The following is a 26386-nucleotide window of genomic DNA, read 5'->3' on the forward strand; positions in this document are numbered from 1 at the left end:
AGGCCGTATTTTTGATCTGCAAGAAAGCAGCCAAATTTGAAGGAGTAACTTGCTAAATCTGGAGGCGTCATGAAAATGTATGACAAGCATAGGGATTTGACCGCTAAACGCCACGTGATCATGATTACCGATGGAGACGATGTGGCCAAGCAAGTGATAGAACAAGTGGCCAAAGATATTGGTGGACGGTGCATCACGTTGTCTGCCGGCAATCCAACTCCTATTTCTGGGGAGGAAATCGTGGAACTTATTCTGCAGGCAAAAGCATGATCCTGTCCTGGTGATGTTTGACGATAATGGGCGGGCAGGATATGGGGCGGGAGAGTCGGCTATGGTGCAGGTTGCCCGGCACCCCCGCATTTCTGTGTTGGGCGTGATTGCAGTAGCTTCTAACACGGCCCATACCAACTGCACCCATGTTGATGTGGCGATTGATGCACAGGGACGTATTGTGGAGCAAGGGGTGAACAAGGCCGGAGATGTGTTGCCTGATAGTGAAAAATGCATTTTTGGAGACACGGTAGAAATCCTTGGGCAGCTCAACATTCCGGTTATTGTGGGGATTGGAGATATCGGCAAAATGAAAAGAAGAGACCATCTCTGTTATGGCGCCCCGGTGACACATAAAGCGGTGGAAATCATCTTGGAACGGAGTGGCTACTATGAACAAGCAAACAAAGAAGCGGAAAATTGAGAAGTCATTGGAAAAAAATTATGAATATATGGATGAACGCCTGGACTTTAAGCTCAATTACGACGTAGGATGTCGTAAGTATAAGGTCGGTAATCGACAGATCCGTGTCTTTTTTGTCAACGGATTAGCGGATACAGCCAACATGACACAGCTTTTGCGCCAAATCTCCTTTGTCAAAAAGCCTTTGACATCGGAGGGTGCGTTTAAAACCCTCTTTGAAGAAACATTGGCCAATGTGCAAGTCGAAGTGACGGAAAACATGGATGAAGCGATTGATCAATTGTTGTCTGGATTAATGGTTGTAATGGGGGAGGGATGGGAAAAAGCGCTCATTGTTGATGTGCGCCAATATCCAGGCCGTGAACCGGAAGAGCCGGATACGGAACGGGTAATTAGGGGCTCACGGGACGGTTTTACCGAAAATATTATTCACAACACAGCGATGATTCGGCGCCGGGTTCGGGATGCACGCTTAAGAATGGAAATACACCAGGTTGGGGAGCGCTCCAAAACAGATATCTGCATTGCCTATATCAAGGACATTGCCAACCCCCGCTTAGTTGAAGAAATTAGGAAACAATTAGAAAAAATTGATGTTGATGGCATTCCGATGGGTGAGAAAGCGATCGAGGAATTTGTCATCAAACAAGGCTACAATCCTTTTCCAAAAGTGCGCTTCACCGAACGGCCAGATGTAGCTGCAGCCCATCTCTATGAAGGGCATGTCATGATCATGGTGGATACATCCCCAGCCATTATTATTCTGCCCACGACCTATTTTCACCACTTGCAACATGCCGAAGAATTCCGTCAAACCCCTTTCATCGGCCTTTATGTCCGTTGGATTCGCTATATTGGTATTTTATCAGCTCTATTTTTGTTGCCCTTATACACATTATTTGTGTTGGAACCCACGCTTCTGCCTGATCAAATTAAGTTTATTGGCCCAAAGAAAGACAACTATTCTTTACCTATATTTTTACAGTTTATTTTCGCGGAATTGGGGATTGACATGATGCGCATGGCTGCCATCCATACTCCCACTCCTCTCGCCACGGCGATGGGACTTGTGGCTGCTATTCTCATTGGTGAAATTGCCATACAGGTGGGACTGTTTGTGCCGGAAGTGATTTTGTATCTCGCTGTGGCAGCCATCGGCACGTTTGCCACTCCGTCTTATGAGGTGAGTTTGGCCAATAAAATGATCCGGATGGTTTTACTGGTGTTGGTCACCCTGTTTAAGGTGTCCGGGTTGGTGATTGGCGTGACTGTATTCATTGTTTGGCTCAGCACGATGAAATCCTTGCGAACCCCTTACTTGTGGCCGTTTATTCCTTTCAATCTGAAAGCTTTTTCCACCGTGATATTGCGTTTAACCTCCTCCATGACCAAAACCAGGCCAAGTATTGCCCATCCGCGGAACAAATATAAACAACCCCAAGGGTAGCTTGTGGTCATGCCTTTTTGCCATTGTCTACGCCTTTGGTTTGTGATATATTGTTTTTAATATTCACGGAGTTAGGGAGAGGAGAACTTTAAGATATGGCCCTCTATGGTACGAGCAGGATCAACGCAAGTGGTCATCTGGAGATCGGCGGATGTGATGTGGTGGAATTGGCTCAAACGTACGGGACTCCGCTTGTGATCTATGATGAGGAGTATATCCGCCGCAGGTGCCAGGCTTTTGTGCAGGCCTTTAAGGATAAAGGAATGCAAGCGCAAGTGGCATATGCCAGTAAGGCGTTTAGCAGCATCGCCATTTGTCAATTAATAGAAGAAGAGGGACTCTCATTGGATGTTGTCTCTGGAGGAGAACTCTATACAGCTTTAAAAGCTGGTTTTCCCCCAGAGCGCATTCATTTTCATGGCAATAACAAATCCTTACAAGAGTTGAAAATGGGACTGGAGTCTGGAATTGGCTGTTTTGTAGTGGACAACTTTACAGAGTTGGCTCATTTACATGCACTTGCAGAGGCGCGCCAACAGAAAGTAAAGATTTTATTACGTATTACGCCGGGTATTGAGGCCCATACTCATGAATACATTACAACTGGGCAGGAAGATTCCAAATTTGGATTTGATTTAAACAGCGGCCAGGCATTTGAAGCCCTCAAGCAAGCGCTGAGCCAGCCTTACTACCATGTTCTCGGGCTCCATGCCCATATTGGTTCCCAGATATTTGACACTGCAGCCTTTCAGTTGGTGATTCAACGGCTGGCCCAGTTTGTGCAGGAGGCCAGCAAAAAGCTGGGCTGGCAGATCTCCGTACTCAACTTAGGAGGGGGCTTCGGTATCCGTTATACGGCAGAAGATACCCCCCTTTTGCCCCAGGAATATGTCTATGCCTTGTGCGACAGCGTCCACAAGGAATGGCAGACTTTACGCCAACCGCTGCCGGAGATCTGGATCGAGCCGGGGCGCAGTATCGTGGGTGAAGCAGGAACCACTGTATACACGATTGGTGCGTTCAAGGAGGTGCCAGGTGTCCGTCAATATATATCGGTTGATGGGGGCATGAGTGACAATTTGCGTGTGGCCTTGTATCAGGCCAAATATGAAGCCTGTGTGGCCAACCGGATGACAGAGAACAATAGCGAAGTGTATACGGTGGCCGGCAAATTATGCGAGACAGGGGATATTTTGATTTGGGATCTCCCTTTGCCCCGCGTCAAAGAGGGGGACCTGCTGGCTGTTTTTTGTACAGGTGCGTACGGCTATTCCATGGCCAATAATTATAATCGCATCCCTCGTCCTGCCGTCGTGATGGTCCGAGACGGAGAGGCACACCTGATTATCCGGCGTGAAACCTACGGAGACCTGATTAGAAATGACATTCCTTTAATGTCTAAAATCACGCAAAAATAAAGGGGGCTTCAGTATGGCAAGTTATGCCACCATTATCATGGAAAACGGAGCGGAAATTGAACTGGAATTGTTTGAGGAAGATGCTCCGAATACGGTGGCCAATTTTGTCAAGTTGGCCAAGGAAGGCTTTTATGACGGGCTGACCTTTCACCGGGTCATTCCCGGTTTTGTAGCCCAGGGCGGATGCCCCCGGGGGGATGGCACCGGAGGGCCGGGTTACACGATTAAGTGTGAAATTAATCCTAACAAACATGAACGGGGGTCGGTGGCCATGGCCCACGCGGGTCGTGACACAGGAGGGAGCCAGTTTTATATTTGTTACCAGCCGCAGCCTCACTTGGACGGCCGCCATACCGTGTTTGGCAAAGTGGTAAATGGAATGGAGTATGTGGATGAGTTTCAGGGAGATGACCGCATGAAAACGATCAAAGTGATGGAAAACAATGAAGCATCCTAGTTCGAGCAGCGAATATATGGACAGCATATACAAAAAAAGGTATACTGAAAACAAACGACTAAAAACAAAATAGCATATGGATTCCTTCGGGGCAGGGTGGAATTCCCGACCGGCGGTATTAGATGGTGACTGTTTTTAAATCAACATTTCAAAACAGCATCATCTAGAGCCCGTGACCCGCGACAAGCGGTGGATCTGGTGAGAGGCCAGAGCCGACAGTGACAGTCTGGATGGGAGAAGGAAAAATGGCGGCGTAAGTTTTTTAAAACTTGATCCTTACGCCTTACTTTCCTATTGCAAAAAAAGCAATACCATTTTATCAGATTAGGTATACCTTTTTGTGAGAGTTTTCACAACTAAGGTGAGCTGGCAGGCCCCGGGAGATGTTTTCCTGGGGTTTTTTCTTGTCACAAGATGCACGAGAAAAAAGATGCATTTCGCCTTGAATCACGATGTTTTACAAGTGTTAAAGGAGGAGCTTATGTGGCTTCAGAACGGGATTCCTATTATATGAAGCTGGCCCTTCAGTTAGCGGAAGCGACAAGCGGGCAAACCTCTCCCAATCCTGTGGTAGGGGCAGTGATTGTCAAAGATTCTGAGATTGTCGGCTTAGGGGCCCATCTGAAAGCGGGGGAGGCACATGCGGAAGTTCATGCCCTGGCCATGGCCAAAGAAAAGGCGCAAGGAGCCACGATGTATGTGACCCTTGAGCCTTGCAGCCATTATGGGAGGACCCCTCCCTGTGCCGACGCTGTCATTGAGGCAGGGATTAAACGGGTGGTCATTGCGGCTTGTGATCCCAATCCCCTGGTCAGGGGAAGGGGCGTGGAAAAGCTGAAAGCAGCAGGTTTGGAAGTAGAAGTAGGTTTGTTTAAAGAAGAAGCCGAGCGCTTGAATGAGATCTTTAATTACTATATCGTCCACCGGAGACCGTTTGTGACATTAAAAACAGCGACGACCCTCGACGGCAAGATCGCCACGGTCACTGGCGAGAGCCAGTGGATTACAGGCGAAGAAGCCCGGGCAGATGTCCATCTCTTGCGTCACCGGCATGATGCCATTTTGGTGGGGATCAATACGGTCCTGCGTGACAATCCCCGCTTAACCACCCGTATTGCCGGACAGTCTGGACGTCATCCGGTTAGAGTCATCCTGGATTCCAAGTTAAGAATCCCGTTAGATGCCCAGGTCACACACACGGAACAAGCGCCGACGTGGATCTTTACCACGGACCAGGCTCCGGCAGAACGAGTGAAAGCATTGACCGAAAAGGGGGTCAAGGTGGTCAAGATTTCTTCGGAAACTCGGGTGGATGTGGAACAGGTGCTGGCTTATCTGGGAGAACAGGGCATTGCCTCGGTTCTGGTTGAAGGCGGAGGAGAAGTCAATGCCTCGTTTCTCCAAGGCGGTTTTGTAAACAAAGTTGTGGCTTATTTAGCCCCGAAGCTGATCGGCGGCAACGAGGCCCCCGGCGCTTTCCGCGGCCAAGGCGTGCTTTCCCTGGCTCAGAGTTTGCATTTAAAAGATGTCAGCGTTGAAACCCTGGGCCAGGATCTCAAAGTCGTGGGCTATTTGAAATGAAAGGAGTTTGAAAAATGTTTACAGGGATTGTTGAGGAGATTGGGACGGTCAAGGGCGTTCATAAAGGGCACGACCACTTTCAGCTGGTGATCGGTGCCAACAAAATTCTCGAGGACATTCACACAGGGGACAGCATAGCCGTTAACGGGGTGTGTCTGACCGTGACCAACTATACCCGGGACAGCTTCCAAGTGGATGTGATGCCTGAAACATTAAAAGCAACCAGCCTGGGCCATGTGACCAGCGGGAGCAAGGTAAACCTTGAACGGGCCATGCCGGCCAACGGACGTTTTGGGGGCCATATTGTCTCCGGCCATGTGGATGGGACGGGAACGATTACTGCCATTACCTCCCGGGGCAATGCGGTTTATTTTACCGTGCAAACACCGCCGGAGCTGATGAAATACCTGGTTCCCAAAGGTTCTGTTACGGTTGACGGCATCAGCCTGACCGTCGTGGAAGTTGGAAAAAACCAATTTTCAGTGTCCATTATTCCCCATACCTTGTCCGAGACGATCCTGCACACCAAGCAGGTGGGGGATGTTGTCAATCTGGAATGTGATGTGTTAGCTAAATACTTGGAACGTTTGCTTGCTGTGCGGGGTATGTTTGCCGACGGCAGCGGTGTGGCCGGTGGGCAAAAGGGGCTGACCAGGGAGACACTGGAGAAAAACGGGTATTTATAAATGGGCAACCAAACTGACAAGGGGTGAGAGCATGTTTGATCCAATCGAGGAAGCGATTTACGAACTGATGCAAGGGCGGGTCATCATTGTTGTTGACGATGAAGACCGGGAAAATGAGGGTGACTTTGTGGCCTTAGCCGAGAAGTGTACCCCGGAAATCATTAACTTCATGATTACCCATGGGCGGGGGCTTGTTTGTGTGCCCATAACGGAACAACGTGCCAGAGAACTGGATTTGCATCCTATGGTTGATCACAATACCGACCCCCATGGCACTGCTTTTACTGTTTCCGTGGATTACAAAACAACAACAACCGGTATCTCTGCCCATGAACGCTCGGATACGATTCGAGCCTTAATTGATCCCAAAGCGAAAAAGACAGACTTTAAGCGTCCCGGTCACATCTTTCCCCTTATTGCGAAAGAGGGTGGTGTATTGCGCCGGGCTGGCCATACGGAGGCAGCGGTGGATCTGGCCCGGATGTGTGGCGCTTATCCAGCGGGCATTATTTGTGAAATTATGAATGAAGATGGAACCATGGCCCGGGTGCCCCAATTAAGAAAGATTGCAGATAAATTTGACTTGAAAATGATCACCATTAAGGATTTAATTAAATATCGGAACAAAAAAGATACATTGATTAAGCGGGAGGTGGAGGTTGACCTTCCCACCGAGTACGGCCGGTTTAAGGTGATTGCCTACAGTAATGTTGTCGATAACAAAGAACATCTTGCCCTGGTGAAAGGGCCTATCAATCCAGACCGGCCTACCCTGGTTCGTGTGCACTCCGAATGCTTAACTGGAGATGTGTTTGGTTCTCACCGCTGCGACTGCGGCCCCCAACTGCATGCCGCCTTGAAACAGATTGAAGCGGAAGGCAATGGGGTCCTTCTGTACATGCGTCAGGAAGGAAGGGGAATTGGCCTGATTAACAAGCTGAAAGCCTATACCTTGCAAGACAAAGGATTAGATACGGTGGAGGCCAATCAAAAATTAGGTTTTGCGCCCGATTTGAGAGATTATGGGATCGGTGCCCAGATATTAAAAGACATAGGTGTGCGCAAAATGCGTTTGCTGACTAACAATCCCCGTAAAATTGCCGGATTGGAAGGATATGATCTGGAAGTTGTCGAAAGAGTACCGATACAGACAGAAATTCATCAAGAAAACCGGAGATATCTGGAAACGAAAAAATCGAAGCTGGGCCATTTGTTGCACATGGATTAACACCCGCTCTCAACCCAATTGCGTTTAAAACTGAGCTGAAACATAAGCTATATATTTCATGATAAAAGGAGAGACCACAGATGGGACAAACTTATGAAGGACATTTGGTGGGATCCGACTTGAAAGTGGGCATTGTTGTGGGACGGTTCAATGAGTTTATTACGCACAAATTGCTGGGAGGTGCACAGGACGCACTCATCCGTCATGGTGTGAACAAGGATGCGATCGATGTGGCTTGGGTCCCGGGCTCCTTTGAAATCCCCCTGGCCGCTAAGCGCATGGCGGAAACTGGGAGATATGACGCCATCATTGCCTTGGGATGTGTGATTCGCGGCGCAACCCCCCATTTTGACTATGTGTGCAGCGAAGTATCCAAAGGGATATCCCGGCTCAATCTGGATCTGGACTTACCAGTGATCTTTGGCGTGATTACCACAGACACCATTGAACAGGCCGTGGAGCGCGCTGGTACAAAAGCGGGGAACAAAGGCTGGGAAGCTGCCTTGGCCGCTATTGAAATGGCCAATCTGCTTAAACAATTTAAACGTTAAGTGATGCCCATGTTACAAGTGAAGTTAGAATCGTTTGAAGGGCCCCTTGATTTGCTTCTGCATTTGATTGATAAGGCAGAAGTGGACATCTATGAAATCTCTGTTTCGGAAATTGCCGATCAATATGTGGCTTACATCCGGCAGATGCAAGAGCTGGAACTGGAAATTGCCAGCGAATTTTTGGTCATGGCTTGCACCCTGTTGGCCATTAAGAGTAAAATGCTGCTGCCTAAAAAAGAGGAATATACCTTTCAGCCCATGCTGGACATGGAGCTGGAAGAGGAGTATGATCCAAGGTTAGAGCTGATCGAGCGTCTGGTGCAATACAGAAAATATAAACAGTTAGCGTCCTTATTGAGGGAAGAAGAAGCTAAACGGAGTCAAATATACACCCGTCCAGCCGAGGATTTGTCTTCCTTTATTGACCGGGATGATATTAACCCGGTGGCCAATGTCAGCCTGTTTGACCTGGTTGATGCCCTTCAAGAGGTGTTGAAAAAAAAGGAAGAGGAACCGTTAAGTAAAGTGGAAAGGGATGAAATCTCGGTCAGCGAACGAATGAAAGAGATTAAGGCTTGTTTGGAGCGGAAAAAAGAGATCACCTTCGACCAGCTGTTTGAAGGCAAGCGGACCAAAACGCAGATCGTGGTTACCTTCCTCGCCTTGCTGGAATTAATTAAAAAAAACGAGGTGTATTGCCAGCAAGACCGCTTGTTTGGGAAAATTAAGATTTCATTAGCCATGGAGGTATACGCGCATGGATCGTGAACACCTGCTTGCTGTGATCGAAGGGCTCTTGTTTGTCGCAGGCAACGAAGGGCTGGAGGCCAAACAAATCGCTGACGTCCTGGAAATCAAAACAGCAGCTGTTCCCCAGTTGATCGAAGAAATGAAGAAAAAATTTAAAGAACAAAACAGAGGCATTCAAGTGGTTGAAATTGCCGGCTCCTATCAATTGACGACACGGCCGGAACATGCTCCTTATTTTGAAAAACTGGCCCATTCTCCTTCTCACGCCACACTGTCTCAAGCCGCTTTGGAGACGCTGGCCATTATCGCCTATAAGCAGCCGGTCACCCGGGCGGAAATAGAGGAAGTACGCGGGGTTAAGAGTGAAAAAGCGATCAACACCCTGCTGAACAAATCGCTCATTAAGGAAGTCGGGCGTAAAGAAGGGCCTGGCAGGGCCATCCTGTATGGCACAACAAAGGAGTTTCTGGACTATTTCGGTTTAAACAGTCTGGACGACTTACCCGATCTGCCTGAGGAAATCGATATGGATCAAGTGAAAAAAGAAGCCAACTTCTTGTTTTCCACTCCGGAGCCGGAAACGCAAGAAGGATAGTCCCCTGTCTTTCACACTGCAGGCCAGTGGAAGACAGGGCTTTTTTGTTCTATTCAGCCCGGAAAAGCATATACTTGTACCAGCGTGTCAGAAGATCGTGGATCAAGTGGGGAGGGTTACTGGTGAAAAGCAAACAGGTCATGATCACCGCGCTGGTACTCACACTTTTGCTCTCCCTGGTCCCCCAAAAGGCTGGTGCGGAGCTGAATGTGTCTGCTCAGGCCGCCATTCTCATAGATGCGGAATCAAAGCGGGTGTTGTTTGAGAAAAATGCCTATGAGCCGTTGCGCATTGCCAGTATTACCAAAATCATGACAGCCATTGTCGCTCTGGAGCATGGCGATTTGAAAGACGTGGTGACCGCGTCCAAAAATGCCTGTAGCGTTGAAGGGTCATCCATTTACCTCAGGCCAGGAGAAAAAATGACCTTGGAAGATCTGCTTTACGGGTTAATACTTCGTTCGGGAAATGATGCAGCGGTTGCCATTGCCGAACATATAGGGGGATCGGTGGAAGGTTTTGTTTTTTTAATGAATCAAAAAGCGGAAGAGTTAGGAATGGAACAAACAGTGTTTAATAATCCCCACGGCTTGGACACCCATGAGGAGCACTATTCAACGGCTTACGATATGGCCCTGCTTACCGCTTATGCCCTGCAGAATGAGACTTTTGCCACAATTGCCTCTACACGGAAGAAAACCGCGCCATTAGAAGGAGAGAAATGGGACCGGGTTTGGTATAACAAAAACCGTTTGCTCTCCATGTATCCCTATGCCGATGGAGTTAAAACTGGCTATACTCAACGGGCCAAACGGACGCTTGTTTCATCAGCGACCAAGGATGGCCATCGCTTGATTGCCGTGACATTAAATGCGCCCGATGACTGGAATGATCACATCAATATGTTTGAATATGGCTTTCAGCATTATACTTTGGTCACTTTCGCTGGAGAGGGAGAGCTGCTTAAAGAAGAGCGTTTTGAGAGAACAGACGGTCACTTTAAATATCTTAACAGCTTTCGTTATCCCCTCCGGGAAGATGAACATCTCAAGAAACAGATCGTTATAGATCCAGTTTTTAAACAGGAAGATCTCCCGGCCATTCCTAAGCCGGCTGGTTATGTGCATTACTTTTTGGATAATGAAGAAATTGGCAGGGTCCCAGTAGGATTCATTCCGCACGAAAAGCCTCCTTCCTTCTGGCAACGGTTAAGAAACCTGTTTGACACCTTGGTGGGTGTTGTCCATGGTTAATGTCATCTGGTTCGGTTTGATCGTCATCGGGGTTATTGTTGCTGCCCTGGAAGGAAACTTGCAAGCGGTAAATGAAGCCGCCTTCGAAGGAGCCAAAGAAGGGGTCACCATTTGTTTTGGGTTGATCAGCATCTTGGTTTTCTGGCTGGGGATGATGAAAATTGCCCGGGAATCTGGCTTGTTGGAGACATTTGCCAAAATTTTGAGTCCGGTTGCTCACCGCCTGTTTCCTGATGTACCTAAGGATCATCCTGCCATGGGTTATATCCTGGCCAATATGAGCGCCAATTTATTCGGCTTAGGCAATGCTGCGACTCCTATGGGCATTAAAGCGATGGAAGAGCTGCAAAAGTTAAATCCACACAAAGAAAAGGCCACCCCTGCCATGATTACGTTAATGGCGCTGAATACATCCAGTATTACATTAATTCCGACCACAGTCATTGCGATCCGCTTAAATTACGGCTCCAGCAACGCGGTGGAAATTGTGGGGACCACTTTGTTTGCCACGTTTTGCTCTACCCTGATTGCTGTCATGCTGGACAGGTGGTGCCGCCGTCGCTACGGATACTAAGTTAACTGGCCCGGTGTTCTTGTATAGAGGAAGAGAGGGTGGTTCAGTGTATACGGTTATAACGGCCATATCGGTCTGGGCTATTCCGGCGTTGATTTGTTTTATCCTTATCTATGGCATCATCAAAGGTTTGCCCGTTTATGAAACGTTTGTGGAGGGAGCTAAGGAAGGATTCGGCACGGCGATCAATATTATTCCCCATCTGGTTGGGATGATGGTGGCGGTTTCCATTTTCCGGGCTTCCGGCGCATTGGATTATCTCCTGCTGTTTATCTCTCCTGTGCTTTCTCTGTTGTATATCCCTGCAGAGGTTGTGCCACTGGCCATCATCAGGCCTATTTCTGGAGCAGGGGCACTAGCCATCACATCCGATTTGATTGCCCAATATGGACCGGATTCTTTTATTGGGCGCTTGGCCTCCACCATGCAAGGGAGCACAGACACCACGCTTTATGTGTTAACGGTCTATTTTGGTGCAATTGGTGTACGCAAAATTGGCTATGCCCTTAAAGTGGGCTTATTGGCCGATTTGGCCGGAGCTTTAGCCGCCATTCTGATTGTGACCATTGTCTTTGGATAGGTTGCTCTTGGAAAGAAAAACAGGGAAAAAGCTGGGGAAACCATCACCCCGGCTTTTTATTTTGACAAAATGGTAAAGAATGATAATAACGGATGCTGACGCTCAAGGTGGGTTGATGCTTGTCCTGTTTGAGTAATCAGGGTAAGATGACAATGAGGTGACTGTACATGGAACGTTTGCAAAAAGTATTGGCCCATGCCGGCGTAGCTTCCCGGCGAAAAGCAGAAAAACTGATTGAAGATGGCCGGGTAAAAGTCAACGGACAAGTGGTCACCCAATTAGGGACACTTGTTGATCCTGCACAAGATAAGATTGAAGTGGACGGTCAAACGATTGATCCTGAACCGAAAGTTTACTACCTGTTTTACAAACCGACCGGTGTGATCACCAGCGTCCAGGATCCTCAAGGTAGAAAAGTGGTTATGGATTTTTTCAAAAATATCCCCCAGCGGATCTATCCCGTGGGACGCCTGGACCGAAATACATCTGGATTACTCCTCTTAACCAATGATGGAGAGCTGGCCCATCGCTTAATGCATCCTTCTTTTCATGTGGATAAGGTGTACCGTGTGACCGTAAAGGGCATCCCTTCCGATGAAAAATTGAGCAGGCTGGAGCGGGGGATCAGGTTGAAAGACGGCTGGACAGCGCCGGCTAAAGTGGAGTGGCTGCATAAGGACATGGCTGAAAACAAAGCGGTGGTACGCATCACGATCCATGAAGGAAGGAAGCGTCAAGTGCGACGCATGTTTAAGGCGATCGGCCATCCGGTTCTTGCCTTGCACCGTGAGCGATATGCCTTTTTAAATTTAGAAGGATTAAACGAAGGGGAATACCGGCCGCTAACCCCTGAAGAGGTGAGGAGGTTAAAGGCGCTCGTCACATAACGTTCATATTTAGACAATGAGGATCATAACACCGTTTTGATATAATGAAGGCAAAAGGAATAATGAAGGCAAAAGGAGGGTTTCCGGATGAACAACAGGCGGTATGTCTTGCGTGTCGCCGTTTTAGGTATCATTGTCCTGGCGGTCGGGGGCGCTTTTTTTACGGCTTATACTGCCGATGATTCCCCGGTCAAAGTCGGTGAACCCGCACCTGATTTTGTATTGGAAAACTTAGAAGGTGAAAAAGTCCGGCTGAGTGATTATAAGGGAAAAGGTGTATTCATTAATTTTTGGGCCAGCAATTGTCCTCCCTGCCGGGAAGAAATGCCGTATATGGAAAATCAGTATCAGCAATTTAAAGATAAAGGGATTGAGATTTTGGCCGTCAATATTGCCGAATCTCATCTGACAGCATCACGCTTTGCCGAGCGATACGGCCTTTCATTTCCTATCTTGCTTGATCAGGATCGGAGTGTGACCCACCGCTACGGGGTGTTACCCATTCCGTCTTCTTTCTTTGTAGACGAAAATGGCATAGTGGTAGACAAAGTAGAAGGCATGATGACTGAAGAGATGATCAGAGCAAAGCTAGAATTAATTGTACCGCAAGGAGAATAGATGCCTTTGCCGGCAGATTTCGCTCCCACCAAGCTTGAGGTTGGGCACACTGAGATGAAGTAGGTGAAATGAACCATGGAACAAATACATTGCGAATGCGGACATGTCAATCCTCCCGGAACAGAACTTTGCGAACAGTGCGGAAAGCCCTTTGATGACCAAGACAGCATTTTGAATATGCGTTATGAAGGTGCCGCTTTGCGCTCTAAAAGGAGACGCAAAACGTTCATAGACCACATATGGAACTTTTTTGCTTCGGTCAAAGTGGGTGTATGGCTTTTGGTCATCACATTGGTTGCTTCGACGCTGGGCACCATTTACCCCCAGCAGATGTATATTCCATCTACTGCCGACCCATATGAGTACTACCCCGAAAATTATGGATTTGGGGGCTTTTTATATGTGACACTGGGCTTTCATAATCTGTACAGCTCCTGGTGGTATGTGACACTGCTCGTTTTGATCGGCATTTCTATTATTGTGGCCAGCATCGACCGCGGTCTTCCATTGTACCGGGCGCTTAAACGGCAGCGGGTTAAACGCCATCCCCAGTTTCTGAAACGGCAGCGGATTCACAGCCAGGTTACTGTTGAGCAGCCTGCACAGGTATTGGAGAAGGCCAAACAGGCCTTAGCCAGTATGCGCTATAAGGTGCGGGAAGAAAATGGCGCTGTCCTGGGCGAAAAAAACCGGTTCAGCCGCTGGGGAGCATATGTGGTCCACCTGGGCCTGATCATTCTCCTTGTTGGTGCTCTGTTACGTGTGCTTCCTGGTTTTACAATGGATCAATATGTTTGGATCAGGGACGGTGAAATCGTACCTGTACCCGGTACAAACAATCAATATTATATACAGAGTGAAGGTTTTACTTTAAAAGTGTATGAGGATTACCAGACTGGAGAGGATACAGAAGGACAACAGCGGTTTATTCCCGAAGATTTTATTACGGAAGCCGTGCTGTATGAAAATAAGACAAACGCTTCAGGAGAGAAGGAACTGGTGAAAGTGAAAGAACATACCATACGGGTCAATGATCCGTTGCGGTATGAGGGTCTTTCATTTTACCAGTCAGATTATATTTTAGACGAGTTCAGCGTGTTTACTTTTGCCTTGACGCATAAAGCGTCAGGAAAAGAGGTGGGCGAAATAACCGTTGATTTATATGATCCTGATCCAGAATATGACCTGGGTAACGGTTACAAGGTCCAATTGTTGGAATACTATCCTGACTTCGAAATGGATGCCCACAAACAACCTCAAACAAAAAGCAGTATTCCCAATAACCCTGCATTTATCTTTCGGACCATCACCCCGGACAACCCTGCGGGTGAAAAAAGCATGGTGTTGATCGGACAAACCATTGAAATGCCTGGGGAAGAGAATCAGTATGCTTTGAAGATCAACAATGTGGAGTTTAAAAATGTAACCGGTTTGATGGTGCGCAAAGAACGGAGCTTGCCGGTCATCTATTTGGGGCTGGGGATTACGATGGTTGGCCTGATCATGTGCTTTTATTGGCAGCACAGGCGGATTTGGATTCAGCAAGAAGGCAGCCAGATTTTGCTGGCCGCCCACACCAACAAGAATTGGTTCGGGTTTAAAAAAGAGGTTGAACAATTGATTGACCAGACGGGTCTTCCTGTTGATAAACAGACCTTGGACAAGGAGGAAGCGAACTAATGGAGGATAGGTTGATCAGCTTCAGCAGTACAGCTTTGCTCATTGCTTTTCTGCTTTACCTTGTTTCCGCTTTGTTTTTTGTTTTCACCGTCACCGGCCGGACGAAAAGTGCGGAGGAAAAGCAGTATATTAAACAGAAATGGGGCAGGCTGGGCTTCGGTCTTACTGTGATCGGTTTTGGTTTCCATGCGGCCTATTACGTGTTGCGCTGGATTGGCCAAGGACACGCCCCTCTCAGTTCCATGTTTGAGTTTATGAGCTTTTTAGCCATGATGACGGTTTTGGGTTTTATCGTGATTTACAGAATGTACAGAACGACCATCCTGGGTGTTTTTGTCTTGCTTCTAGCAGTCACGCTGCTGGGCTGGGCTTCTGTCTTTGACACCACACCTAAACCGCTTGTCCCGGCTTTGCAAAGCCACTGGCTGAAACTGCACGTGGCAACTGTAGCCCTGGGAGAGGGGCTGTTTGCCGTTGGGTTTGCGGCGGGATTGATGTATCTCATCCGCACGGTTGATCAGCATAAATCATCCTGGCATACGGTCATGCTGGAATGGGTTCTTGCTGCTATTCTGATGGTTATTGGCTTTGTTGGCCTTGTCTTCACCTTTTCTTTCTTAGATTACGAGGCCCAATTTAAGTACATCAATGAGCGGGGCCAGGAACAAGTGCTTACTTACACTTTGCCCCCGTTGGCCGGCCCCTATGAGGGGGAACAATTGTCCCAGGAGCGGATGAGACCTTTGTTTGAAACGCCGTCCTGGATGCAGGGACGGGATGCTCCGCGCAAATTTAATACCCTGATCTGGTCTGTACTGGTTGGGGGAGTATTGTATATCCTACTGCGCCTTTTGGCTGGAAAGCGGCTGGGGGCTGTCATTCAACCCTGGCTGGCCGACTTAAAACCGTCCATGCTGGATGAAATCAGCTATCGGGCGATCATTATTGCGTTTCCCATTTTTACCCTGGGCGGCCTTGTGTTTGCCATGATCTGGGCTGAAGAGGCCTGGGGACGGTTTTGGGGATGGGATCCTAAAGAAGTATGGGCGCTGATCACCTGGTTGTTTTATGCCTCCTATATTCACTTGCGCTTAACAAAAGGATGGGAAGGCATGAAGTCAGCCTGGTTAGCTGTGCTTGGATTTGTAATTATTATGTTCAATCTGGTGTTTGTCAACCTGGTGATCGCCGGTCTGCATTCCTATGTGTCAGGTTAATTTCTAACTCATGCCTTGGAGGGAGTTTTCCATGGATAAACAAGCTCGCATTCTGGTTGTGGATGATGAGGAAAGAATTAGACGGTTGCTGCGCTTGTACCTTGAGAAAGAGAACATGATTGTTGAGGAGGCAGAGGACGGGGAAGATGCACTCAACAAAGCACTAAATGGGGATTACGACTTAATCATGTTGGATTTGATGCTTCCTAAATTAGACGGGATCGAAGTGTGTAAAAAACTTCGTGAGAAAAAGGCAACGCCTGTGATCATGATTACAGCCCGGGGCGAGGAGGCCAACCGCATTCAGGGGTTTGAAGTTGGAGCCGATGACTATGTTGTGAAACCGTTCAGCCCAAGGGAGACCGTGGCGCGTGTCAAGGCTGTCTTGCGCCGTGCATCGGCAACTGCTTATCTTAGCACCGATCAAAAAACGAAAAATGTTCTGGTGTTCCCCCATTTCACCATTGATCATGATGCCCATGAAGTGATTGTTAATGGCCAGGAGGTAGCCTTGACCCCAAAAGAGTATGATCTCTTGTACTATCTGGCCTCATCTCCCAATAAAGTGTTTTCCAGGGAGCAGTTGTTGAAAGATGTGTGGAATTATGAGTTTTTTGGAGACCTGAGAACGGTTGACACTCACATCAAACGTTTGCGCGAAAAGCTGAACAAGCACTCGCCGCAAGCAGCAAAAATGATTGCCACTGTATGGGGGGTAGGCTATAAGCTAGAGGTGCCGGCCGAGTGAGTTTTCTGTGGCGCAGTGTGGTGGGCAAGTTATGGATGACCATTATTCTTTTGGTCACGGTGGTCCTGGTCATCCTGGCCATTCTTTTGGTCCAGTTCTTTGATCATTTTTACTTTGAACAACAAAATGAGGAATTGAAACATCTGGCTTTTAAAATTGCTGATATTTTTGAGACCTATGAACATCATTCCGAAGCCCGCTATATCACCAAAGAACTGGTCGAGGTTTCCCAGACCACCCTTGTTGTGATCGGCCCCGACCAACATGAGTTTTGGAAGGTTTCAGCTGATAAGCAGCTCCCCATTATTGACGTGGAAATCCTGTTCAACGACAGTGATTTGCAACAGGTGTTTTTCGGCCGGACCATTGATAAACGGGGGCATTTTCCAGTTTATATCGACGGGCGTATGGTTGAGCTAGATGTCCTGATTGTGGCAGCTCCGATCATGATCGAAGGAACTCCGCATGGCGCTGTTTTTCTTTACCAGACGCTGGACGTCATTAATGAAACGATAGAAGTCACCAAGCGAATTATCTTGTATTCAGCCGGGATCGCTATTTTCTTAACGACGATCTTTGCCTTTTTCCTCTCCACAAGGATTACCTATCCATTGCGCCAGATGAAAGTGGCTGCAGATAATATAGCTAAAGGAGATTTCAATTCCCGTGTCTCGATTCGCTCGAACGATGAAATTGGTGATCTCGCTTTAACTTTTAATCATATGGCTAAACAATTGAACGATTCTATCCAGGCACTGTCACATGAGAAAGAGCTCTTGTCCAGTATCTTGCGGAGTATGGTAGACGGGGTGATCACCCTTGACCGTAAAGGAGAGGTGATTTTGCTCAATCCTCCGGCAGAGAAAATGCTGAAGACCTGGCGATACGAGGAAAATATGGAGGATGAGCCCCATAAGCTTCCCCGCCTGCTGCTGGATGTCTTTGACCAGGTGGTGCAAACAGAAGGTGAGCATGTGCGCACGGTTTCAGCCCAGGGGCGCTTTTGGACGATCGTGATGGCTCCCCTTTACAACCGGGAAACGCTAAGAGGGGCAGTGGCCGTGGTCCGGGACATGACTGAAGAGAAGCGCCTGGATAAGCTGAGAAAAGATTTTGTCGCCAACGTCTCTCACGAGTTGCGCACGCCACTGGCCATGTTACAAGGTTACAGTGAAGCCCTGGTGGATGATGTGGTTGGTTCAGCTGAGGAACGAAAGGAATTGGCTAAGATCATTCATGAGGAATCCATGCGGATGGGACGGTTGGTCAGTGAACTGTTGGATTTAGCCCGCATTCAAGCTGGTCATGTTGAACTTGATTTAAAGCCACTGCCGTTGGGTCCCATTGTGCATAAAACGCTGCGCAAATTTACAAATCTGGCCAAGGAAGCAGGGATTAGCCTCCTCGAAGATGTCCAAGAGTCAGATCAATGTTATCAAGTGGATGAAGACCGCATGGAGCAAATCCTGACCAATTTGATTGACAATGCAATTCGCTATACACCTCCCCAAGGGACAGTCACGGTTCAACTTAAAGAAGATGCCCATGGGGCCCATATATCGGTAAAAGATACGGGTGATGGCATTCCTGAAGAGGATCTTCCTTTTGTCTTTGAGCGTTTCTATAAAGCAGATAAGGCCAGAACCAGAGGTAAGTCTGGAACGGGACTGGGATTGGCCATTGTCAAGGATCTGGTGGAGGCTCATCACGGTCACATAGACGTGCACAGCAAAGTGGGCGAAGGGACAACCTTTACCATTCATCTTCCACGGGATTTAAGCGGTGAAAGGGTAGCAAGATAAAGGTGACGGTCAATGGTTAAGTTCGCGGAAAAGCAGTGGAAACGGGCGTTTTTTGCCCTCCTGGGCGGTGTTTTCATCCTCGGTGCAGGCTTAGCTTGCGGATTGTTGATGTGGATCAACAGCTTAAGTTCAGCCCTAGATCCTGACGATTGGCCCCCGCTGGGAGAAAAACATGAAGAGGCAAGCGCAGTTTTCACGTTAAGTGTAACCAAAAAAGATTTAAACACGTTCATCAGGGCCTATCTAAGACAAGACGCGGAGGGCAACGCTGACTATGACCTCTATCTTGATGACCGTATCCATTTTAGGGCGGATATACCTGTTTTTAACCGCCATATTCCTCTGGTCATGAGCTTTGATCCTCTTGTTCTTCAAACGGGTGATGTGTTGCTTGAGCTGCGCACGATGCATTTAGGCAGTCTCCAGCTCCCTCCAGAACTGGTCGTGGCCCTTATCAAGGGGAGCTATACCTTTCCTGAATGGGTTATGATCAATCCTGAACGGGCAGAGATTTACTTGGCGCTGACTCGGCTTAAGATCCAAGATCAGTTTTATTTAAAGGTGCAAACATTTGATCTGGAACAGGATGAAATCGTGTTTCAGTTGATTTATGACGCGTTTGCTCCAGAATAGAACAGTTGTGGTTGCAGACGGGGGATTTCCGTGCTAGGATTAAAATGAACAGATTCAGCACAAGGGGATTGTTCACATGTTTGTTCGAAAAGTGGGTTTAGCTGTGTGGTTAAACCAGTTGAAAATGGCCAGACACTTAAGAAAGTTTGGCAATGTCCATTATGTATCCAGACGCATGCGTTATGCCATATTATATGTCGACAAAGACAAAGTGCAGGATATCATCTCCAGGCTAAACCGGCTTAATTATGTCAAAAAAGTGGAGCCCTCCCACTGGCATGAGTTGCGCACAGAGTTTCAATCCAAACCAGATAAGGTCAAGGAATATCCTTATTGAGTCAAGCGTGTGTAGTCAATGTAGAATTCAATGAACAATGAACAATAAATGGCCTGAGGCAAAGTTTCGGTTGTAAATAAGCTCCCTTTCTGTTGAGGAAGGGAGCTTATTATATGGGGTGACATACTGGGAAGCCAAGTGGGAATACCTACTGGTTATCACACACAAAAAAACCGCCTGCCAGTCAGCAGGCGGCCAAAAATGGGAGAGGAGAAACCGGAGGAAGAGCTTATGGGGAAACGTAAGTCTTCTCCGCGGTTGTCATCGGCATTGAACAATGCCGACATTATCATTATGGAACATCAAGGCAAAAATTATACCTAAAAAGACAATAATTGTGTTAACATAAAAAAAGATTAATTCGCCTGGTCACTAACATATACTATTTCCAATGGAAGTGATGCTTGTGCGAGTCATCTCGGGTACATTTAAAGGGCGCCGCTTAACAGCGGTTCCGGGACATCACACCCGGCCTACAGCGGACCGGGTGAAGGAGGCCATCTTTAATCTGATCCCGGATGATACATATCGGGATGGGACAGGACTCGACCTATTTGCAGGAACGGGCAGTCTGGGCATTGAGGCGCTCAGTCGTGGATGCCGCCGCATGATTTTTATCGATCATCATCCCTTGGCCATCAAGGTGATTTATCAAAATTTAAAAGCCCTTGGATTGTCTGAAAATAGCGAGGTCTACAGGAATGATGCCCGGCGGGCCTTAAAGGTTTTGGCCAAGCGGGGTCTTCAATTTGAGATCATTTTTTTGGATCCGCCTTATGCCCGCCACAACCTGCCTGTCATCCTTTCCCTGATCGAGGAATATAATTTGCTTCGCCCTGAAGGGGTTATCGTGGTGGAAACAGCGAAGGGCACCGCATTAAACAATAAACTGAACCAGCTCGTCTTGGACAAGCATCATCACTATGGGGACACCGAGATTCGGATATATGTGCGAAGGGAGGCCTTATCATGGGAATAAAAGCTGTTTGTCCTGGCAGTTTTGATCCGGTTACTTACGGCCATTTAGATATAATTCAGCGGGCCGCTAACGTCTTTGATCATGTCATTGTGGCTGTTCTTAACAATTCAAGTAAAAAGCCCTTGTTTACGGTTGAAGAGCGGATGGAACTGCTCAGGCAAGTCACCTCAGAAATTCCCAACGTAGAAGTAGATTCGTTTAACGGGCTGTTGATCGATTATATGAAAAAAAAAGGCGCCAATACCATTGTGAGGGGCTTAAGGGCTGTTTCCGATTTTGAATATGAATTACAGGTTGCCTCCATCAACCGTAAGCTTGATGATTCCATAGAGACTTTTTTCATGATGACCAATAATAAGTATTCTTATTTAAGCTCAAGCATTGTGAAGGAAATAGCCAAATATCATGCTTCAGTCAGTGATTTAGTTCCTCCGGAAGTGGAAGAGGCTTTGATGAGAAAGTTTGGCCATGTTTAGAAGTGCTGTGACAGAAAGCACGATGAAATAAAGGCAGCATTGTGGGGAGTCAAAACTGCCTTTTTTTCACCTGCAGCTGGGCAACAGACATCAGGCAGAGCATGATCACAAGCAGGCCTGCCATCAGCAGAGTGCTCAAAACAAAGAGATGGCTGTTGCTCCAAACTGTGACACTTGAAGGCTCTCCTTGCGCAATGGCCGGCAGTGAGACATGGGACAGCAAGGGAAGCAAAGGTTTCCACAATATATATGTCCAGGCACAGGCCAAGATGGCATGAATCAAACGGGCAAATAAATAAGGTGAATAGCGGATATCAGTTTTAGCCAGCATGCTGGCCACTTGGGCATGTACGGACAGTCCGCTCCAGGCAATAATAGCGCTGGCTATGGCGACTTTGTGCACCAATGGAACCGCTTCACCTGCTTCACTGGCCATCTGGGCGCCCAGGGTGATTTCAAACAGGCCGGCCATCAAGGCATGAATCAAGGCGGGCTCGACGCCCAGCGGAAACAGAAACAGGGTGAAAAAGAAAGCAAGTACTTTGTTTATGCCAAGAATATGCAGGAGATTAATAATCACTGAAAACATGATGATAAACCCGCCGATCAGCAACAACGTCTGAATAGAAGATGTGACGGCATCTCCCATCAATTTGCCAATTGTCCGTCCGTCTTTAACCCGGGCGCGGTGCATCGCCTGCAGGGCCCGATACAAGATATTGTGGTTGTTGTAAGGAAAATAGGACCGGGGTTTTTCTGTTGTGGGTCTAGGTTCATGGCAGTCATGAAAACGCATGATTAAGCCTACACAAATGGCAGAGAGATAATGGGCAAGGGCAATGATCATCCCCAGACGCACATCGTGGAAAAAACCGACAGCTACCGCTCCAACCATAAATAAGGGGCCGGAAGTGCTGGTGAGGGAAACCAGACGTTCTCCTTCTGAACGGGTAATGAGTTCATGTTCCCTAAGATGCACTGTCAGTTTAGCTCCCATGGGATAGCCAGAAGCAATGCCCATGGAAAAGACAAATCCGCCTACCCCCGGGACACGGAACAAGGGACGCATACATGGTTCCAAAAGTACGCCCAGAAAATGAACCACACCAAATCCCATTAATAGTTCTGAAGTAATAAAAAAAGGGAGGAGTGCAGGGAAAACAACTTCCCACCATATGGTTAATCCCCGTAAAGAGGCTTCGAATGAATGTTGAGGAAAGGAAATAATTGAGACCACCAATACTAACGAAAATAAAGCCATACATCCTGTTTTGACATAGGCTGCCCGGTGCATACCTACCCTCCTCATACATATAAGGCTTGTATATGTCTACGTTGCAACAGCCAGCTTTAGACCTTTTTCGAAAAAATTCCTGTCCAGTATGACGGGCAGATCCTTTTGCACATCGGCTGGTGATCAATCTGTCCGACGATGAATAAGTATAAAAGGGGTGAGCCACGTGAGGAGGAATCCACATCAGATTGAGCAGCAACAACCGAAAATTGGCCTTGCACTGGGTGCGGGGGGTGCGCGGGGGCTGGCCCATATCGGGGTGTTGCAAAAACTTGAGGAGCATGGCATCCCCGTCCACTGTATTGCGGGAAGCAGCATTGGGGCTCTCGTGGGCAGCTTGTATGCAGTGGGCCATTCTCCGGAGCAAATGAAAAAGTTTATTTCGCTGTTTCCCCAAAAGTATTGGCTGGATTATACGGTACCTAAAATGGGTTTCATTACCGGTGACAAAATCAAGGAGATTGTTCGTCTGCTCACAAAAAACAAACAGATTGAAGAAGCGGAAAAACCTCTGGCTATTGTGGCTACCCAATTGGAAAAAGGAGAACGGGCTGTTTTTCGGGAGGGGCCGATTGCCGAAGCGGTCAGAGCAAGTGTCTCCATCCCCGGCATTTTTGTACCGGCAGTCATAAACGGAAAACTCTATGTGGATGGCGGAGTGGTTGACCGTGTTCCGGTTTCCGTCTTGAAAGAGATGGAAGCTGATTTGATTGTGGCAGTCGATGTATCATATTCTGGGGAGTCGAACTACCCAATCAAATCCATATTTGATGTTATTGCCCAGACAATAGATATTATGGAACGGGAAATTTTGAAATATCGCATGCTTGACGTGGATGTCCTGATCCGCCCCAATGTTAAAGCTTACAGCACCACAATGTTTTACAAGGCGGAAGAGATCATCCACGAGGGGATACGTTCGGCAGAAGAAGCCATTCCCAAGATTAAAGAAGCGATGAGGAAGTGGAGGGAAGCAAATACACATGTTTAACGGACATAACAAGAAAAGATGGGCCGCTCTATTCGTTATTCTTGTGCTGGTGGCTGGGGCGTATTTCTACCCCCTCCCTTATTTTGTGTCCCAACCGGGTGAAGCAATCGAACTGAAACCGCTGATTCAGGTTGAAGATGGTCACCTTGAACAGGGCTCATTCATGTTAACCACGATACGCATGGGCGGCGCCAATATGATCACCTATGCTTTGGCCAGATGGAACAAATATATGGATTTGATCGAGAAGGAGCGTATTCTTGCCCATTATGAAGATGAAGAGGAATACAGCCGTTTCCAGTTAGAAGCGATGGAAAGCTCAAAAGATTCGGCTATTATTGCGGCTTACCAGTTGGCTGGAAAAGAGGTCAAAGTGGTCAATAATGGTATTATTGTCACTCATATACTCTCTGGCATGCCTGCCCGGGAAGTTCTACAAATAGGGGATATGATCACCCATGTAGATGGGATGGAAGTCAGCACGTCGGAAGAACTGGTACGGTATATCCAAGGTAAAGCAGTGGGTGAAGTGGTAGAGATCACCTTTAAGCGGGGGGATGAGGAAAAAACAGCCACCTTTACCTTGCAGCCGCTTCCACCAGTTGAAGAAGGAGGGGAAGAACGGGCCGGGATCGGGATTGGCGCTGTAACGGACCGCCAAATTGTAGTGGACCCGCCAGTTAAGATAGAGACCAACCGTATCGGTGGTCCTTCTGCGGGACTGATGTTTGCTTTGGAGATCTTTAATCAGTTAACTGAGGAGGATATTACCAAAGGTTACCGAATAGCGGGTACCGGGGCTATCGATGCGGAAGGCAGAGTGGGCCGCATTGGCGGTGTGCATCAAAAAGTGGTGGCGGCCGATCGTGCAGGTGCTGAGATCTTTTTCGCCCCCAATGAAGGAGGCGCTCCAGACTCCAACTATCGGCGGGCTGTTCAAGCCGCTCAAGATATCGGCACCCAAATGCAGATTGTCCCGGTTGATACCATTCAAGATGCGATCGATTTCTTGCGTCAATTGCCTGAGAAGGAGGAGGCATCGTCTGAAGTGCTAAGCGGGGGCTGGGACAGCTCCCGCTTCCATTCATTCGGTCGTACATCAGAACGGTAGCCCAAACTGTAAATTTGTGCGGCCTTTAGATCCCAGTCGAGCATGGGAGGATGGTCTTGGCGTATGGCGGCAATAAGGGGCAACTTTAGCTCCTTTTTGTATCGGTTTAAAAGTTTTCTTCCTTTGGCTGAATATCCCAGCAGCCGTAAATAAGCGGGTCCTTGATGCAGCTCTAGGGCCTGTATATCTTGTTTGGCACATTGAGTAAGGATGTGAACCATCATGCGCTGAATACGGTTCCAGGTATAGCGTTTGGTTTTGACTTGCTGAATCAGTTGTTTTGCCGAACGGGAAGTTAGGATGTGTGTTTTGAAGCGATGTTCAATTCCTTCCTCCATTTCATACATGCGGCGTAAATGGCTGGCTGGTTGGGACACCAGGGTGTGAACAAGGTACGGATAATAGTTCTCCCAAGAGATCAGTCCTCTGCCTGCTTCGTATTCTTCACGTAATATTTCCAGCGTGTACGCCGGTACATAGGGCCTTATGGCTTCCCAATCAGGCACTGGGGTTTCTAACAAGGCTTTGCGAATGCTGGTTGCGCTGGCAATCTGGGCATCCGTCATTGATTCTTGATGGTAGTGGGCCTTATAACGTTTGATGGTTAGCGGTTGTATCCGGCTTTGCAATTTGTTTAAAGCCATGAGATAATGAATACCTAATATATTATTGGGCTGTTTAATCATCTCCGCATCAACATCAGAGGAAGACCCCCTTAGCAGCGAAGCAAGGGCATGGCCATAAGCAGCAGGATAAGAATGTCCTTCTTTCATTTTTGCCATCAATGCTTGTTTGAATGACTCAGGCTCTGTGGCTAAGATCCGGGCCACAGCCTGCAGCTCTTCCAGTTTTCCGCTTTCTGAGCCAAAACAGAGGTGGGAGACAAAAGGGAGCTGATTGAGGAGGGACACTCCGCCGTAAGCAAAGATTTCAGCTTGTTGGGTACTATAAACATAAGGCAGTTCAAAGACCAGGTCCACTCCCATTTCCAAAGCCATGCGGGTCCGGGCCCATTTATTTACCAATGCGGGTTCTCCCCGTTGCAAAAAGTGGCCGCTCATGACAATGACGCAAGCATCGGCCCCGGTTAAGGCCATCGCTTGTTCAAAATGGTAGCGGTGACCATTGTGTAACGGATTGTATTCGACGATTAAACCAACAACTTTCATTACTGTTTCACCTCTTGTTTCCATCATATTTGACAAAAGCTCAGCTTTCAAGCTATAATAAATTCTGTTGCTTTGAGGTGAAAAACATTGAAAATACCAACGCATCGTATTCTTCATTTGGCGGGAAAATCATTGCCTTTACATGAAACATATGACATGGGTGCACTGACCGAGCGTCATAAACAGCTCCTGTCTATACGCCCTGTAGAATTTAATGGTGAGGGTTATTTGGCATCGGGCTTGTTTGTCGTCAAAGGAACGGTTAAAGGGGAATATACGCTCTCCTGTTCACGCTGCTTGGCAGAATTAGAAAGATCCTTTAACCAATCCTTTGAAGAACGCTTTGATTTACATCCTGAACAGCATCGTTTCAACGAGGATGATGAGCAAGAGGATATCCATCCAGTGCATGAAAATATGCTGGACTTGACACCTTACATTGAACAACAGGTATTGCTCTCGATTCCATTTATTCCCGCTTGTGAAGATGAAGCCTCTTGCCGGGCCAACATGCTTCAAGAGGGAAAAGACTGGTCCATAGCCCGGGAAGAGGAACAAAAGGAAAAAGTGGATCCCCGGCTGGCTGAACTAGCCAAGCTCTTGAAAAAAGACCAGTGATCTCGTATGATG

At 47.7% G+C, this 26386-nt stretch carries 28 protein-coding genes, 1 pseudogene and 1 riboswitch; of the genes and pseudogenes, 27 read left to right on the forward strand and 2 right to left on the reverse strand.

Features of this window, described 5'->3' with window-relative positions:
* Window positions 1-120 precede the first annotated feature (120 nt).
* The 24 genes and pseudogenes from spoVAEA (at window position 121) to coaD (ending at window position 21191) form a co-directional block, all read left to right on the forward strand.
* Window positions 121-694 (forward strand): annotated as a pseudogene (gene spoVAEA / locus IEW48_RS02695) (stage V sporulation protein SpoVABEA).
* Window positions 663-2141: a spore germination protein gene (locus IEW48_RS02700; RefSeq protein ID WP_188622473.1), complete on the forward strand. Its 1479-nt coding sequence runs from the start codon at window positions 663-665 to the stop codon at window positions 2139-2141. Before spoVAEA ends, IEW48_RS02700 begins: the two are co-directional and overlap by 32 nt.
* A gap of 95 nt (window positions 2142-2236) precedes the next feature.
* Entirely contained in the window at window positions 2237-3559 is a 1323-nt protein-coding gene (gene lysA / locus IEW48_RS02705; protein WP_188622474.1) for a diaminopimelate decarboxylase, read from the forward strand.
* 13 nt (window positions 3560-3572) lie between these two features.
* The gene (locus IEW48_RS02710) at window positions 3573-4016 is read left to right on the forward strand and encodes a peptidylprolyl isomerase (protein WP_188622475.1); all 444 of its coding nucleotides are present in this window, start codon (window positions 3573-3575) and stop codon (window positions 4014-4016) included.
* 78 nt (window positions 4017-4094) lie between these two features.
* Window positions 4095-4262: riboswitch (FMN riboswitch) on the forward strand.
* Between the two features lie 237 nt (window positions 4263-4499).
* Entirely contained in the window at window positions 4500-5597 is a 1098-nt protein-coding gene (ribD, locus tag IEW48_RS02715) for a bifunctional diaminohydroxyphosphoribosylaminopyrimidine deaminase/5-amino-6-(5-phosphoribosylamino)uracil reductase RibD (RefSeq protein WP_188622476.1), read from the forward strand.
* A 14-nt stretch (window positions 5598-5611) separates the two neighbouring features.
* A complete protein-coding gene (gene ribE, locus IEW48_RS02720; RefSeq protein WP_188622477.1) occupies window positions 5612-6283 on the forward strand; it encodes a riboflavin synthase in 672 nt (223 codons plus the stop codon).
* Window positions 6284-6314: 31 nt separating this feature from the next.
* A complete protein-coding gene (locus IEW48_RS02725; RefSeq protein ID WP_188622478.1) occupies window positions 6315-7511 on the forward strand; it encodes a bifunctional 3,4-dihydroxy-2-butanone-4-phosphate synthase/GTP cyclohydrolase II in 1197 nt (398 codons plus the stop codon).
* 80 nt (window positions 7512-7591) lie between these two features.
* Window positions 7592-8062 carry a 6,7-dimethyl-8-ribityllumazine synthase gene (gene ribH, locus IEW48_RS02730; RefSeq protein WP_007504130.1) on the forward strand — a complete coding sequence of 157 codons (471 nt, stop codon included), beginning with the start codon at window positions 7592-7594 and terminating at the stop codon, window positions 8060-8062.
* Window positions 8063-8071: 9 nt separating this feature from the next.
* Window positions 8072-8830 carry a segregation and condensation protein A gene (locus IEW48_RS02735; RefSeq protein ID WP_188622479.1) on the forward strand — a complete coding sequence of 253 codons (759 nt, stop codon included), beginning with the start codon at window positions 8072-8074 and terminating at the stop codon, window positions 8828-8830.
* On the forward strand, window positions 8820-9407 hold the full coding sequence (scpB, locus tag IEW48_RS02740; protein WP_188622480.1) for an SMC-Scp complex subunit ScpB: 588 nt from the start codon (window positions 8820-8822) through the stop codon (window positions 9405-9407). Before IEW48_RS02735 ends, scpB begins: the two co-directional genes overlap by 11 nt.
* Window positions 9408-9529: 122 nt before the next feature.
* Window positions 9530-10660 carry a D-alanyl-D-alanine carboxypeptidase family protein gene (locus IEW48_RS02745; protein WP_188622481.1) on the forward strand — a complete coding sequence of 377 codons (1131 nt, stop codon included), beginning with the start codon at window positions 9530-9532 and terminating at the stop codon, window positions 10658-10660.
* Window positions 10653-11234: a nucleoside recognition domain-containing protein gene (locus IEW48_RS02750; protein ID WP_007504134.1), complete on the forward strand. Its 582-nt coding sequence runs from the start codon at window positions 10653-10655 to the stop codon at window positions 11232-11234. Before IEW48_RS02745 ends, IEW48_RS02750 begins: the two co-directional genes overlap by 8 nt.
* 46 nt (window positions 11235-11280) lie before the next feature.
* Entirely contained in the window at window positions 11281-11814 is a 534-nt protein-coding gene (locus tag IEW48_RS02755) for a spore maturation protein (protein ID WP_188622482.1), read from the forward strand.
* Window positions 11815-11981: 167 nt separating this feature from the next.
* The gene (locus IEW48_RS02760; protein ID WP_188622483.1) at window positions 11982-12701 is read left to right on the forward strand and encodes a pseudouridine synthase; all 720 of its coding nucleotides are present in this window, start codon (window positions 11982-11984) and stop codon (window positions 12699-12701) included.
* Between the two features lie 87 nt (window positions 12702-12788).
* The gene (gene resA, locus IEW48_RS02765) at window positions 12789-13319 is read left to right on the forward strand and encodes a thiol-disulfide oxidoreductase ResA (protein ID WP_188622484.1); all 531 of its coding nucleotides are present in this window, start codon (window positions 12789-12791) and stop codon (window positions 13317-13319) included.
* Between the two features lie 75 nt (window positions 13320-13394).
* Entirely contained in the window at window positions 13395-14999 is a 1605-nt protein-coding gene (resB, locus tag IEW48_RS02770; RefSeq protein ID WP_188622485.1) for a cytochrome c biogenesis protein ResB, read from the forward strand.
* On the forward strand, window positions 14999-16216 hold the full coding sequence (gene ccsA / locus IEW48_RS02775) for a cytochrome c biogenesis protein CcsA (RefSeq protein WP_188622486.1): 1218 nt from the start codon (window positions 14999-15001) through the stop codon (window positions 16214-16216). Before resB ends, ccsA begins: the two co-directional genes overlap by 1 nt.
* A gap of 31 nt (window positions 16217-16247) precedes the next feature.
* A complete protein-coding gene (locus tag IEW48_RS02780; protein ID WP_188622487.1) occupies window positions 16248-16964 on the forward strand; it encodes a response regulator transcription factor in 717 nt (238 codons plus the stop codon).
* A 35-nt stretch (window positions 16965-16999) separates the two neighbouring features.
* Window positions 17000-18766 (forward strand): ATP-binding protein, encoded by a 1767-nt coding sequence (locus IEW48_RS02785; protein WP_188622525.1) that lies wholly within the window; start codon window positions 17000-17002, stop codon window positions 18764-18766.
* A 12-nt stretch (window positions 18767-18778) separates the two neighbouring features.
* Entirely contained in the window at window positions 18779-19399 is a 621-nt protein-coding gene (locus IEW48_RS02790) for a YpmS family protein (RefSeq protein WP_188622488.1), read from the forward strand.
* A gap of 76 nt (window positions 19400-19475) precedes the next feature.
* Complete coding sequence (locus tag IEW48_RS02795) at window positions 19476-19736, forward strand: YlbG family protein (protein ID WP_188622489.1); 261 nt, start codon at window positions 19476-19478, stop codon at window positions 19734-19736.
* Window positions 19737-19937: 201 nt separating this feature from the next.
* Window positions 19938-20060 carry a hypothetical protein gene (locus IEW48_RS17370; protein ID WP_268236525.1) on the forward strand — a complete coding sequence of 41 codons (123 nt, stop codon included), beginning with the start codon at window positions 19938-19940 and terminating at the stop codon, window positions 20058-20060.
* A gap of 82 nt (window positions 20061-20142) precedes the next feature.
* The gene (gene rsmD, locus IEW48_RS02800; RefSeq protein ID WP_188622490.1) at window positions 20143-20715 is read left to right on the forward strand and encodes a 16S rRNA (guanine(966)-N(2))-methyltransferase RsmD; all 573 of its coding nucleotides are present in this window, start codon (window positions 20143-20145) and stop codon (window positions 20713-20715) included.
* Window positions 20706-21191, forward strand: coding sequence for a pantetheine-phosphate adenylyltransferase (coaD, locus tag IEW48_RS02805; protein WP_188622491.1), 486 nt, complete (start codon window positions 20706-20708; stop codon window positions 21189-21191). Before rsmD ends, coaD begins: the two co-directional genes overlap by 10 nt.
* A gap of 49 nt (window positions 21192-21240) precedes the next feature.
* Here coaD and spoVV read toward each other — a convergent pair whose 3' ends face one another.
* Window positions 21241-22485 (reverse strand): dipicolinic acid transporter SpoVV, encoded by a 1245-nt coding sequence (spoVV, locus tag IEW48_RS02810; protein WP_188622492.1) that lies wholly within the window; start codon window positions 22483-22485, stop codon window positions 21241-21243.
* Window positions 22486-22651: 166 nt separating this feature from the next.
* On the opposite strand from spoVV, the gene IEW48_RS02815 reads away from it, so the two are divergent.
* Window positions 22652-23476 (forward strand): patatin-like phospholipase family protein, encoded by an 825-nt coding sequence (locus tag IEW48_RS02815; protein WP_188622493.1) that lies wholly within the window; start codon window positions 22652-22654, stop codon window positions 23474-23476.
* A complete protein-coding gene (locus tag IEW48_RS02820; protein WP_188622494.1) occupies window positions 23469-24587 on the forward strand; it encodes a SepM family pheromone-processing serine protease in 1119 nt (372 codons plus the stop codon). The genes IEW48_RS02815 and IEW48_RS02820 overlap by 8 nt, the downstream gene beginning before the upstream one ends.
* Here IEW48_RS02820 and IEW48_RS02825 read toward each other — a convergent pair.
* Window positions 24491-25756 carry a nucleotidyltransferase gene (locus IEW48_RS02825; RefSeq protein ID WP_188622495.1) on the reverse strand — a complete coding sequence of 422 codons (1266 nt, stop codon included), beginning with the start codon at window positions 25754-25756 and terminating at the stop codon, window positions 24491-24493. The genes IEW48_RS02820 and IEW48_RS02825 overlap by 97 nt on opposite strands.
* A gap of 87 nt (window positions 25757-25843) precedes the next feature.
* Here IEW48_RS02825 and IEW48_RS02830 point away from each other — a divergent pair, with 87 nt between their 5' ends.
* Window positions 25844-26374, forward strand: coding sequence for a YceD family protein (locus tag IEW48_RS02830; protein ID WP_188622496.1), 531 nt, complete (start codon window positions 25844-25846; stop codon window positions 26372-26374).
* The last annotated feature ends 12 nt before the right edge of the window (window positions 26375-26386 follow it).

Origin of the sequence: Caldalkalibacillus thermarum, assembly GCF_014644735.1 — a bacterium.
Lineage (GTDB): Bacteria > Bacillota > Bacilli > Caldalkalibacillales > Caldalkalibacillaceae > Caldalkalibacillus > Caldalkalibacillus thermarum.